A 13,882-nucleotide genomic window follows, 5' to 3' on the forward strand; every position below is an offset into this window, starting at 1 on the left:
TTAGTCGACCCGTTTGTATTTTGAGTTGACGTTAAATGTGAAGCCAAAAGGCTGGTCAAATTCCACTTTGCTGAATTCAATATGTGCTGTAAGGTCATCTTGTGCATCGATAAATATGTTGCGTATAAACGCAAATTGCCGCCCTTCTATTTTCTCATAACCTTCGTAATTGAGTGTAAGGGTGCGTTTTGCGATTAAATCTTCGATAAACATACGGAGTATGTCATAATCGGAACTCAGCCATAAGGTGTTTTTATACACATCTTTTTCGGCTAATAGTACATATTTATCGTCACTTTCGCCCGTTGAAAGCACGGCGCTGTCGTAATAAACGGGATTGCCGACAATTAAATCCTGTAAATCGTAAAAATCGGCGTCGATATTAAAACTGGTTTTGATAAATTCAATTGAACGGGGCAGATATTCCTGGTTTAACCTGTCGATAATTTGAATACTGTCGGGGGTAATTTTAACCCTTGCACCCTCCACACCTAAAACACGAAGCGACAAACCTATTACTGAATCTTTTAAAATATCAATCTGCGCCGAAAAACTCTGATTCATATTTGGCGCAACTACATCCACTTTTGCCTTGCCGGTAAATGTTGTAAATGTTATCGCTTTTTCCCTGAGCTTATCATCTAATTCATAAGCAGATGCAGGTTTAACATTACGGTTAAATATGGTTTGCGTGGTTTTACACGACAATAACACTACAGTAGAAAAAAATATCAGTACAGCCGCTTTATTCATACAACATTTTATCATTGATTTTTTTATCAATCAAATCTGATGCCTCACCTGCTTGTTTGGCTTTTTTCCAGTATTCAACTGCTTTTTCTTTATCTCCTAATTGATACAATGCATCGCCATAATGTTCCAATACCACACCACTTTTATCGCCACCGTGTAATAATGCTTTACTCAGCCATTTTTCTGCTTCCGTATATTTTTTCTGCTGATATAAAATCCATCCGTAAGTATCTTCGAACGAACCATTGTCGGGCATTAACTGAATACTTTTTAACGACATTTCTGCAGCGCGTTCTAAATCCTGATTGCGCAGTGATAAATAATAGGCGTAATTATTTAATGTGTAAGCATTATTCGGAACTAATTCCAGGCTTTTTTCATAGGCTTCATCCGATTCAGTATGTTTTTCTGTTTCGTGATAAGCATCACCTAATGCAGTATACATATCGGCACGTAAACTAATGTTGGAAACGGTAAGTGGTAATCCGCGCTTCAACATTTTTATTCCGGCTTCGTAATTTTTAAGTTGATTATTGGCAACAGCATTAAAATAATAACTCAAAGGTTGGTTGGGATATAATTCTATTGCTGTTGTTGTTACTTCCAATAATGAATCATATTTGCGTAAATCGGACCAGATATAAAATAATTTTATCCAAACATCATAAATATCACTTCTAATTTCAACCGAGTGGTTATAACTTTCTGATGCTTTTTGTAATTCACCTGCATAAAATAAAAAATCACCCTGCATCGCATAAGCCTTGGCATCAGCGGGATGTGCTTTTACCAGATAATTTGTCCAGTTGATTACACTGTCTTTCATTACAAACCCGGGTTTATCTATTGAATCAACAAATAAAACCAGATAAAATATTTTTGTATCAATGTTACCTTCTTTATTTAAAAATGCTGTGCGCATGGCATCATAGTAAGCAATATTGTCGCCTGCTTTTTGAAATAAACTTGCTTTTTTAAATTGTAAATCGGTATTATTGGTATCGGTTGCGAGTAAAATATCAAATGTTTTGCAGCTAATTCTGGCTGATTATTTTTTTCATAATATTCGCTGAGGTAACGCAAATACATCATGTTTTCAGGATCCATTTCCATTAATGTTTGCATCCATTTAATGGCATCATCATAATCTCCTTTTAGTGCATATAAACGTTGTAATTCAAATACAACACCTTCATCATTTCCATTCAGCGTGCGTAAATCATTTATCGTTTTAATTGCATCTTCTAATTTCCCCGATTTTTCATAACTGTAAGCTAAACGATAATAAGTTTCATCTGTTGCTTTTCCTGCTTTTACTATTCCACTGTAAACTTCCGCAGCTTTAATATAGTTGGCAGAGTATCCTAAAATATCGGCATATAATAATTGGTATTCAACATTAACAGGGTCTAATCGCACTGCATTTTTAATATATTCCTGCGCATCTGCAACCTGACCAAATTCATAAAATATTTTTCCGAGCTGATACATACTCGGTGCATTATTAGGATCGGCCTGAACAATTTTATTTAATAAATCTACTGCCTTATTGTATTCACCCAGTGCAATATGTTTACATGCATCAATATAATCGCGTTCAATACTAATAGAATCTAACGGACGTTTCGATTTTGCAACCGAAACCGTACTTTTAGTGGGTGTTTGTTTTTGGGCAGATGTACTTCCCGAACAAGCGGTTACTACTAATAATGCAACACCAATTGCAGTAAAAATGAATAATTTGAGCGTTTTTATCATGCCTGAGTACTGTAATCGCTTAAACTCAAATCGTCGGGTTTGCCTTGCAAGATGACAAAACTGCCCACCATTGAATTCGCGATATTTTTATCTGCAATAGTAACTGAATTTTGCAGTATTGAATTTCGTATTAACGAATTTTTAACTGTTGAATTGCTTCCAATAGAAACATGTGGCCCGATTACCGAATTTTCGATGACTACATTTTCGCCAATATAACATGGTTCGATAATCACGGTATTGGTTTTTTTAACAGATGCTGCAATCAGATTTTCTTTACCCGATTTTAACTCCAGCACGCGCTGATTGGTATACACTGTTGCATCTTTATTGCCACAATCGAGCCATTCTTCCACTTTTCCTGGTGTAAAGCGAAACCCTTTGCGTTTCATGCTTTCGAGCGCATTGGTAAGCTGATATTCACCTTTTTCTTTAATATTATTATCGAGCAGATATTGCATTTCACTGCGTAATAAAGCACCATCTTTTACATAGTAAACACCAATAATTGCCAAATCGGAGACGAAATGATCAGGTTTTTCGACAAAATTGGTAATTACACCATCATCATTAAGCTCAACCACACCAAAATTTTTCCAGTTGTCGACACGGTTTACCCAAATAATTCCGTCGGCTGAGGTATCAATTTTCAGGTCGGTTTTGAATAAGGTATCGGCAAAAGCAATAATGGTATGGCCTACCAATGTATCGCCGGCACATAAAATTGCATGTGCAGTGCCGAGTGGTTCATCCTGATAACAAATTTTTCCTTTTGCACCCAGTTGCTCCGCCACACGAATTAGCATATCTTCCACTTCTTTCCCAAATCTGCCGACAATAAAAGCGATTTCCTCAATTTTTTCATCGGTAGTCTGCGCAATATCCTCCACCAAACGCTGCACAATCGGTTTTCCGGCAACAGGTATCAAAGGCTTAGGGACAGTAAGCGTATGCGGCCTCATTCGTTTCCCCATTCCGGCCATTGGGATGATTATATTCATAGAAAGGTGTAAATTTTGACAAAGATAGTTAATGTACCGATGTACCAATGTGCGAATGTACCAATTGGGATGATGTGCCAATTGGAGAATATTTAAATGTTATAGAAGTAGATATATTTGAATGTTTCAATTGGAACAATTGCCAATTGGAACATATGTAAATGGTTCCAAGACAAGGATACATTTACTGCGTGTTTAAATTAATGACATACTTGAGTAGTTGTTTTTTCAACAATTAAACAGTAATTATAAAATCGGCTTTTTAAAATGTGCAATATTACATCATTAGGATTGCCCCCTAATATTAGCTTCGAAACCTAAATATTCACAATTCCGGCTGTTCATGGATGCATCTGCACATTTGGTGCGGCACCCGGCTGTTTAATTAGCACATCATCCGGCTGTTTAATTGGTACATTGGTACATCGGTACATCAGCACATTAACCGGTCGAACCAAACCCCCCATCCTTCCTCACAGTTTCATCAAGCGAATCTGTATTTTCCCAAACAACAACTTCGTGTTTGGCAACTACCATTTGGGCTATTTTGTCGCCGGATTTTATGGTGAAGGGGTTTTTGCCGTGATTTATGGCGATGACTTTTATTTCACCACGGTAGTCGGCGTCGATGGTGCCGGGACTGTTCAGCATGGTGATGCCGCTGTTTATTGCAAGTCCCGAGCGGGGGCGAATTTGTGCTTCATAACCTGCAGGTAATTCTATAAAAATACCCGTAGGCACCAGGGTTCTTTCGCCGGGTAATAGCACCATGTCTTCAGTTAAAAAAGCCCGTAAATCCATACCCGCAGATTGCGATGTGGCATATCCCGGATTCGGATTATTTGAGGTATTGATAATTCGGATATTCATGTCGTAAAGATAAGACCATTGTGTAAACGGTAAATAGGAAGATGGTGTTTATTAAAATAATTGCTTTGGGATTAATAGAATTGCTCCGATTAATTTGCCTTTTTAACAATTAATTTTTTTAAATCGAGCCACCACGCAAAAACAAAAAATACAGCAATAAAAATAATGCGAATGAGCATTGAAACAATAAAATTATCGATATGATTATGCAGCCATAATCCGATTAAACATAAAATTACCGAAATAACAATATAAGCAATTATTTTTCGCAGATTATAAGGCACATGATAATGTTTTTGTCCGATAACATGACTCATAATAACCATACTTAAATAACAAGTAAATGTTGCCCATGCAGCACCTGTATAACCAATTACTGGAATGAGGAAAAAATTCATAATTAAAGTAATTGCTGCACCACAAATCGGAATTATTGTTGCAAATGTTGTTTTGTCGGTAAGTTTATACCAAACACTCTGATTGTAATAAATGCCTAAAAATAAATTCGCCAATAACAGAATGGGTACTATGTGTAAACCTTCGTGATATTCTTTGCCGATTATTATTTTAAATACGTCGGGAAACAATCCCACCCCTAAAAAAATAACGCAACAAACCACAACAAAATATTTCATCACCATGGCATATAAAGCAGGTGCATTTTTATCAGCGGAGCGACTAAAAAAGAATGGCTCCGCACCCATACGAAAGCCTTGTACAGCAAGCGTCATAAAGATGGATAGTTTGTAAACAGCGCTGTAAATACCCACTTGTTTCAGGTTCTCATCCAGCGTACCTGAACCCCAGTATTTCAACAAGACACGGTCGAGTGTTTCGTTAATCATTCCTGCCAATCCGATAATAATTAAAGGTGCACCGTATTGCATTAATTTTTTCCATATGGCTGTGTCAAATTTAATATGCAGCATGGATGGAATGAATATTAAAAATGTAACACCACTTGCAATTAAATTCGCAATAAATACATAAGCAATTCCATATTCCGGCTGATAGGTGAATCCGAATGGCTCAAATAATGTATAATTATTTTTTAATGCCGGCCAAAGGAAAAAGAAGTTTAATAAAATATTAATTAAAATATTTACGAGCTTAATGATAAAATATTTCCAGGGTTTATTTTCTAATCTTAATTGTGCAAACGGAATATTAACCAATGTGTCGAAACCAATTATCAAAGCAAAAAAAACGATGTAATTATTTCTCCCCGGATAACCTAATTCGCTGGCAATGCTGCCTGATGAAAAAATTAAAGCACAAACAATTAAAAAAGTGGAAACAATCAGCGACAATTGTGATGATCCGAACACTTTATTTTTATCTAACCCATTATTATTATTTGAAGCAAAACGAAAGTATGCAGTTTCTAAACCGAACATGCAAATCACATTAATAAAGGTAACATAAGCATACATTTCAGATATAATCCCATAATCGGCCTGATTGGTAAAAACTCTTGTATGTAATGGGGCTAATACATAGTTTAATGTCCGCACCAAAATTGTGCTCAAACCATAAATTGCGGTTACATTAGCTAATCGCCTAAGTGACATGAAGGGTAAAGTTAAATATTATTGAATTAGAGGCAGGTGCCTGTTCCGGGAACGCGTCAAATCTGCTGCTTGCTCTGTATTTTAATGGAGAAACGCGGGTTTTCTTAAAAAATTGCCATTTTTACTTAATTTAGTAGCCATTATCCAAGCCTATGATGAAATTTTACACCACATTACTTTGTATCATGGTTTTGTTTGGCGTAAAAGCCCAAACTTTTCAGTTGTTTACAGAGGATTTTAATTTACCTACTGCAACCTTTACGTTAAACACGGCAGGCCCTGCAGGAGTAGCTTCCGGAACCAATAAATGGATAATAAACAATAGTTATACCGGCGGTTTCGGTTATCCAAATACCACAACGCAGGATTTAACTGTTTCCGGAACCATTGGCGGTGCCCCAACCAGCAATTACCTGCACATTTATGATGAAGAAGGTGCACCGGCAATCACCTGTGCAAGTTATGACCCTACCGACCCATCCGACAACTTTGCAGAAATGTCAGGAGGCTTTTGTACATTGGGTTTGATAGATATTGAATACACTTTTTTCTGGTTATGTGAAGGTGGTGCAGGCGACTACGGACAAGTGTATTACAGCGCCGACGGAGGACCCTGGACACCCGTGGGAATGGCTTTGTATAGCGGACAAACTTTATGGAAATATGAAGTAATCAGCGATCCGGCTTTTGAAGATGTTGCCAATTTGCGTTTTGGTTATCGCTGGGTAAATAACAGCGACGGAGGCTCCAGCACCATGTCGTTTGCGGTAGATGATATTATTGCTGTGGGTACTTATGATGAAGCTATTCATCCTGTTGATATCAATATCGATTTTATTTCGCCGGACCCGGTTTGTAAACTCAGCACTTTAATTGTTGGATGGTCATTATCTGACCCATTGTGCACCGGTATTTATGAAATCGAATTATCAAATGCTGCCGGCGCTTTTGCTGCACCTACAAGTTTAGGTGTATTTACCATTTTAGCTGAAGATACCATTGGTGCTATTGCAGCAACTATTCCGGGTGCTATTCCAGATGGTTCCTGCTATAAAGTGCGCATCAACCGCACCTCGCCATTGCCGGAAATTACGGGTGAAGCAAGTGTATGTTTTACAATAGAAAATTGTCCGAATATTATTACCACCCTGGCACCTGTAGTCACCTTCGACTCGAATGCCGTTTGTGTTAACAGTGTAATTGATGTGCCGTTTTTTTCGACGGGTGTTTATAATCCCGGGAATGTTTATACTGCTCAACTGAGCGATTCGCTCGGAAATTTCGATTCACCTTCTATAATCGGAACATTTACCAGTAATGCAACTTACGATCCTGCTTTGGGTTCACCTCCGGGTACCGTTTCCGGTATTGTGCCAACGGTTCCACCGGGATGTAATTATTATATCCGTGTAGTTTCCAGCAATCCTGCTGCTGTCGGTTCTGCTTATGGAACAGTCTGTATTCAGGAATGTGATATTGAAACAAATAATATTGAAGATGTTTATGCATGTATTACTGAAGATAGTGGTGTAACAATTACCATTAATTATGATGTAAATGTGTTTGATGATATCGAAACGTATTGTGATACCAATACTTTTTGTGTTGAAGTATTAGATGCCATGTTTTTTACACAGGCAAATTTATGCGGATTAGGATTTACAGTTGATACTGAATCGGGGACAATTGATTTAGAAATTCCGGGTTACTTTGATTTACTCGCAATGGGTTTAGATGCAGGAATTTGGTACATGCGCGTAATTGCAAATTGTGGAACACCGCAGGAAAATACGTTAGGAACGCTTGTCCATCTTTCTATTGGTGCACCGGCAGATAATGCTCCGGAATTAATTCCTGCAGATACTTTATTATGTGAAGGCGCAATAGGAAGCGCAACCATTGTTCCATATAATCCGAATTCCGATTATCAATTCCAGTTTGGGCTTGGTACTCCATTTGTGTGGCCGTTTAATCCGATATTTATCGACTTCACCGGGTTGCCTGGTGATTATACATTACGCGTTCGTGAAATAAATTATAATTGTCCCGGACCTTGGAGTGAATATATTACTTTCCATATTATTGATGTGCCGATAGTAACTGTTACAGGACCAATTAAAGCGTGTACCGGCGACACGGTTTATTATTCGGTGCCATATTTTTTAACGACATATTATGACTGGTCGTTAAGTGGTGGTTCAATTGTAGATACATCAAATAACGTTGTGGGTATTGTTTGGGATGAAGCCGGTTCTTATACCTTAAATATTTTTGCATTAAATGAATGTGGCAGCGGCTCGGGTTCAAAAACAATTAATGTTATTGAAACTGTTCCGGTTGAAACAAGTGATGATATTACGGTATGCGTTGGTGATCCTGCAACATTTAGTGTGCTCACCGTTGGTGTTCCTTATTACGAATGGTACGAAGCAGAAACAGGCACATTTATCAGCGACGATTTTGTTATAAATGTTACTCCTGACACAACTAGTTCTTATATATTAGTTGCTGAAGATGAAGAAGGTTGCCCAAGTTATGATACGGTAACGGTATTTGTTGAAAATCCCGAATTTGAAACAGATACTACACAATATTGTATTGGTGGAAGTGTTGTTTTAGATGCCGGTTATCCTGGCTCAACCTATTCATGGAATAATGGTGCTACAACACAAACAATAGAAGTTTCGTTATTTGGTACATATACCGTTTTAATTAATACACCTGATGATGCCTGTGATATTACTAAAACCATTTACGTTAATGAAGTAATTGATAATTGTGATCCGATAATTGATATTCCAAATGCATTTTCACCAAATGGCGATGGCTTTAACGATAATTTAGTTATTGTCGGCGCTGCAATTGTTGGATTTGAAATTAGAATTTATAATCGCTGGGGCGAATTGGTTTACCAAAGCACTGATGTTGGTGTAATTAATAATGCCGGTTTGGGTTGGGATGGAAAATTAAATAATGAAGACCAGGAAATGGGCACCTACGTATATCAATTAAGTGCAACCGGCGGAAGTGGCAAAACCATACAGTTGCAGGGAAATATTACACTGGTGCGTTAAGTTTTTGGGGGATGTTCAAACATCCGCAAAATAGCCTGTTGTATTTCAATTGAATAATACCGCAGGCATGTCAATATGAAAAGAATAGTTCTACTTTTTATCTGCATTTCCTCAATGCAATGGGTATCAGCTCAACAGCAGATGCAGGTAAAAAAGAATGACTATACCTCAATTACTTCCGGTAAAACAACAATTGCTTATCCAGAAATTTCTGAAGAGTTATTAAATAGTACTCCAGAAAATTATTACAGCAACCCCGACTTCGGAATATTACCTATTAATGCACCGGATAGTGTTATTGAATTAATTCAAAAACGTACTACCGATTCACGTTACTACATTAAAAAAAATACCAACGGCAGTAAATTTTATATTCAGAAATCTTATGGTCCGATAAATTATTACGACCCATCAGGTAATTTACGTGCAATCGATTTTTATTTGCACCCAACCATGGTTAATGGTATTTATGAAGCAGCATCGCAACCGGCGCCAACAAAAATTGACCTCGTAAATAATTTTACATCCATTCGAATTAAAGATTTAGATTATCGTTACAACCGCGATCTGCAATTATATTATCAAAACGGAAGTAATACATCTAAACCCCAAAAAGCAAATATGTCAACCTACACCGCCGGTAGAGATGGTGTTTGGATTACCGATGTATTTAAAGGTGTAGATGCGGAAATTGCATTTCGTCAAAATGCCATTAAAACAAATTTTATTATTAAAGATAAAAGTTTAATCGACCCCAATAGCGAATATCTCATTATTGATGACCCTGTTGAATTACCTGATGGCTTTACTATTGTTGAAGAAGATGTTGATGGATATTATTTGAAAAATGGTGATTGGAAAGGAGATATTATTATTAAAAATCAATTCGGATTAAATTATATCCGCATCGAAAAACCGGTGGTGCTCGATCAGAATAAAGAAAAAACGCATGATCAGGAACAAGTAGATGCTGTTGCATATCAAATCATTAAAACAGAAAAAGGATTTATAATTCGCTTGCGTGTAAATACGAAATGGTTACTCAACGCTGAAAGAAAATATCCTGTAGTTGTTGACCCAACATTAATTGGCGAAGCAACTTATGTAGCAGGAGATATTGGTTTTGAATTTGACGGACTCTGCTGGAATGAAGCTGATTATTGTAATTATTTTTTAGATATTACTGTTCCCGGAAAAACAACATTAACTGATGCCTATTTTGATGGCACTTATTATTCACAAAATTTCGGATGTTTTTTTGTTACGGATTGCCTGATGAGTGAAGCTGCATTTCGTATTTTAGGAATATGTGATGACTCGCCTTCACCAGGCGGTTTCTGGACTTGTCTGCCACCAGTTGGCGACAGTGCAGGTACTTGTTATGGTGTCGATTTGCCGATGTTTAATACAATAGCCTGTATTCCACCACAATGCGCCGATTATGAATTCACTTTCGAAATGCGCACTTGGCATTGTTCATGTACGCAACCTCCATGTGGAATTCTTTGCCATTTTATGCCAAGTGGAAGTTGGGTAATTACTATTGAAGGCGAAACCGTTGTTGAAACACAAATTGTTTCTGCTACATATCCCGATTTTGTTATTTGCGAAGGTGATACCATCGATTTATTTGCAGGTGGTTACTGGGGCGTTCCACCATACACATACGAATGGATTCCGGGTGGCGTTGTAGAACCCATTCACGAAGTGTGGCCAACAACTACAAGTACTTATACTTCAGTAATTCACGATGCCTGCGATATGACCGATACCGTAACGCAAGAAGTAACTGTAAATCCATCACCAATAATTGATTTAGGCCCTTTCGAAGCGTGTTATCAAACTACAATTACAGCACCGGCCGGTTATGCAAATTATGTATGGACCGATGCTAATGACAGCGTATTGGCAACAGGTTCCACATTATTTGTTGATTCAACAGGAAATTATTTTTTAACGGTAATTGATGGCAATGGTTGTGAAGGTACATCATCGCCAATTATTGTAAATATTTATGAAGCGCCTGTAATTAATGCGATTCCTGATACACTTTTTGTAAACGATGGTGCACTTGCTTTTTTGGAGGCAGAAATAATTGAGGGTACAGATGTTACTTTTTATTGGTCACCGGAAGATAATGTGAACTGTATTAACTGCCCAAGCACCCTCGCATTTACCGTTGGGGCAGAATCTGTATTTTATGTCACCGGTGAAGAAAATGGTTGTATGTCGGCACCCGATTCTATTATTGTTGTAATGGAAGAAAGTGAATTAATTATTCCAAATGCATTTACACCAAATGAAGATGGATTGAATGATGAATTTCATATTTTAAATCCGATTTTTTATCCGGTATTTTCTTTCAGGATATTTAATCGCTGGGGGCAGGAAGTATTTGCTACAAGTGATGTATTAAAAGGCTGGGACGGCACTTATGTTGATAAAGAACAGGAAATCGGCATGTATGTTTGGATGATTACTTACGAAAAAGCCAATGAACCCGGACAACAGTATATTCTTCGCGGAACGGTAACCTTATTGCGGTAATTTTTTTATCCGTTTATCCATTGTTTAAAATTCGAAGCATTTTCCTGACTCACAATTACTTCGTCTGTCGGCGCCGGAATTAATTCAATTAATATTTTTCCTTTGGTATAGGTTTTAAATTTACTGATAGCAGTAATGTTGGCTATAAATTTTCTGTTTAATCTGAAAAATTGTTTGTTATCCAGTTCAGTTTCCAATTCCTGCAGCGATTTTTCGATAATATATTTATTACCGGCTGCATCAACCAAAAAAGTTATTTTGTGTTCAGAAATAAAATACGCAATATCTTCAACCCTAACCGCCTGATAACTAATTCCCTTTTTAACCACATAACGGCTTTTGGCTAAACTGTTATTCGACTCCTGCTGTATAAACCGGGTTAAATTGCCTGAAAAATGTTTTTGTAACGATTTGTATTTATTTAATGCGGCAAACAATCGCGTTTCACTCACCGGTTTTAACAAATAATCGATACTGTTCATTTCAAATGCTTCCAGCAACCACGCATCATAAGCTGTTATAAAAATTACTGGACATTCAACAGGAACTGATTTAAAAATATCAAATGCATTTCCATCCGACAAAGCGATATCACTAAAAATTAAATCGGGCGTACTGTTTGTTTTTAGGTGAGATATACTTGCCTGTATGCTGCCACATATTGCAACAATTTCTACCGGTTCGTTATAACTTTTCAGTTGGAGTATTAATTTCTCCAATGCCGGTTGTTCATCTTCAATAAGCATCACTTTCATATACCTGAAGATAAAAGAGGAAGTTTAACAATAAAATATTCTGCAGCATCATCTATCACAATCGCTTCGCCGGTCAGCATTTTAAATCGACCCGATAAATTAATTAAACCGGTTTCGGTTCCTTTTTGCTGATATTGTTTTGAGCGTTTTCTGTTGCGACAAACAACCATCTTTCCATCTATAAATACTTCAACCACCATTGGATGCTGGTGATTAAATTCATTGTGTTTAACACAATTTTCCAATAAAAATTGTAGTGAAATTGGAGGCAATAAAAAATTATCTGCATCATCACCTGAAATAGAAAGCGCTAACTGAATACTGTCGCCAAACCGGATATGCAATAATGAAAAATAATTTTCCAAAAACAAAATTTCATCTTTCAAAAAAACCAGGCTGCGACTTTTATTTTGCAGAATGTAGCGATATACATCGGCAAGATTATCATTAAACAATTTTGCTTTTTGTTGATCTTGCGTAATCAGGTGCGAAAGCGTATTTAATGAATTGAAAATAAAATGTGGATCAATCTGCGATTTTAATGCTTCCAATTCGGCTTCTGCCTTAGCTTGTTCAATTTTTGCTGTGCGCACCATTTCATTTTCAGTATGTTTAATTAAAAATACGGTTTCATAAATATGTGCGACAAAAATTACACAGATTACATTCATCAGGCAAACATTCCGCAAAACGGTTTCATCTAATGGTTCATTTAATATACACACATAAAATAACCCTATAAAAAACACCGTAACCGGCAAGGTGTATAAAATTACACCGGCCAGCAAAGTTAATACTTTACGAAACGGACTGTAAAACCAGTTAAACCGGTCGCTTAATTGAAATAATAAATACCGGTTGCCATAGTATACACTCACCGAAATCAACAAAAAGTATAAATAATGAAAAATAATGGTAATAACAGGATAATGATAATGTGCAAGTCCCGTTAAATTAGGAACGGCAATTGCAAAAAGAGGTATTAATACCAAACGTAAACCGCGATCGTTTAGCGCTGCCGGGATTTTATTTTCCGGTTTCGGTATTAATTTTTCCTGCTTGGGTAATAAAACTTCCAACTTCAATTATTTATGTTGTTAAATAATAAGCACTTATTCTATTTTCGAATTTACAACAAATATACTATTTATGGAAAAGTTAAATTTAATGGCAGTTATTGCTGCAGCAGTTTCAATGTTTTTAATTGGCGGCGTTTGGTATTCCAAAGCATTGTTCGCAAATGTATGGATGAAAGAAAATAACCTTACAGAAGAACAGTTAGCAAAATCAAATAAAGCAAAAACATTTGGTTTATTATTTTTATTTTCGCTGATTATGGCATTTAATCTGGCCATGTTTATATCTGATGAAAGCATCGATTTTACCATGGCCATTTTTTATTCTTTATGTGTTGGTTTGGGTTGGATAGCACTCGCATTTGGAATTGTTGCATTATTCGAATTGCGCAGTTGGAGATATATTTTTATTAATGGTGGTTATATGGTAATTTCATTTTTGGTAATGGGAATAATTATCGGCGCCTGGAAATAAAA

General features: G+C 36.7%; 11 protein-coding genes. 3 read left to right on the forward strand and 8 right to left on the reverse strand.

Features of this window, described 5'->3' with window-relative positions; all coding sequences use genetic code 11:
* The 6 genes from IPI65_09435 to IPI65_09460 all read right to left on the reverse strand — a co-directional run bounded on the left by IPI65_09435 (position 1) and on the right by IPI65_09460 (position 5,953).
* Entirely contained in the window at positions 1-753 is a 753-nt protein-coding gene (locus IPI65_09435) for a DUF4292 domain-containing protein (protein ID MBK7441731.1), read from the reverse strand.
* Complete coding sequence (locus IPI65_09440; protein ID MBK7441732.1) at positions 746-1,675, reverse strand: tetratricopeptide repeat protein; 930 nt, start codon at positions 1,673-1,675, stop codon at positions 746-748. The genes IPI65_09435 and IPI65_09440 overlap by 8 nt, the downstream gene beginning before the upstream one ends.
* Positions 1,657-2,511, reverse strand: coding sequence for a tetratricopeptide repeat protein (locus tag IPI65_09445; protein ID MBK7441733.1), 855 nt, complete (start codon positions 2,509-2,511; stop codon positions 1,657-1,659). Before IPI65_09445 ends, IPI65_09440 begins: the two co-directional genes overlap by 19 nt.
* Positions 2,508-3,512 carry a nucleotidyltransferase gene (locus IPI65_09450; GenBank protein ID MBK7441734.1) on the reverse strand — a complete coding sequence of 335 codons (1,005 nt, stop codon included), beginning with the start codon at positions 3,510-3,512 and terminating at the stop codon, positions 2,508-2,510. The genes IPI65_09445 and IPI65_09450 overlap by 4 nt, the downstream gene beginning before the upstream one ends.
* Positions 3,513-3,953: 441 nt before the next feature.
* Complete coding sequence (gene dut, locus IPI65_09455; GenBank protein ID MBK7441735.1) at positions 3,954-4,382, reverse strand: dUTP diphosphatase; 429 nt, start codon at positions 4,380-4,382, stop codon at positions 3,954-3,956.
* 89 nt (positions 4,383-4,471) lie between these two features.
* On the reverse strand, positions 4,472-5,953 hold the full coding sequence (locus tag IPI65_09460) for a polysaccharide biosynthesis C-terminal domain-containing protein (protein MBK7441736.1): 1,482 nt from the start codon (positions 5,951-5,953) through the stop codon (positions 4,472-4,474).
* Positions 5,954-6,105: 152 nt separating this feature from the next.
* On the opposite strand from IPI65_09460, the gene IPI65_09465 reads away from it, so the two are divergent.
* Together IPI65_09465 and IPI65_09470 are read left to right on the forward strand one after the other, a co-directional pair.
* Entirely contained in the window at positions 6,106-9,027 is a 2,922-nt protein-coding gene (locus tag IPI65_09465; protein MBK7441737.1) for a gliding motility-associated C-terminal domain-containing protein, read from the forward strand.
* Positions 9,028-9,102: 75 nt separating this feature from the next.
* The gene (locus tag IPI65_09470) at positions 9,103-11,574 is read left to right on the forward strand and encodes a gliding motility-associated C-terminal domain-containing protein (GenBank protein MBK7441738.1); all 2,472 of its coding nucleotides are present in this window, start codon (positions 9,103-9,105) and stop codon (positions 11,572-11,574) included.
* 5 nt (positions 11,575-11,579) lie between these two features.
* Here IPI65_09470 and IPI65_09475 read toward each other — a convergent pair whose 3' ends face one another.
* Both IPI65_09475 and IPI65_09480 read right to left on the reverse strand, forming a co-directional pair.
* Positions 11,580-12,329 (reverse strand): response regulator transcription factor, encoded by a 750-nt coding sequence (locus IPI65_09475; protein ID MBK7441739.1) that lies wholly within the window; start codon positions 12,327-12,329, stop codon positions 11,580-11,582.
* Complete coding sequence (locus IPI65_09480; protein ID MBK7441740.1) at positions 12,326-13,414, reverse strand: histidine kinase; 1,089 nt, start codon at positions 13,412-13,414, stop codon at positions 12,326-12,328. Before IPI65_09480 ends, IPI65_09475 begins: the two co-directional genes overlap by 4 nt.
* 64 nt (positions 13,415-13,478) lie before the next feature.
* Between IPI65_09480 and IPI65_09485 the strand changes: the two genes are divergently transcribed.
* Positions 13,479-13,880, forward strand: coding sequence for a DUF1761 domain-containing protein (locus tag IPI65_09485; protein ID MBK7441741.1), 402 nt, complete (start codon positions 13,479-13,481; stop codon positions 13,878-13,880).
* Positions 13,881-13,882: the final 2 nt, after the last annotated feature.

The sequence above is a fragment of the Bacteroidota bacterium genome (assembly GCA_016706255.1).
GTDB lineage: Bacteria > Bacteroidota > Bacteroidia > Chitinophagales > BACL12 > UBA7236.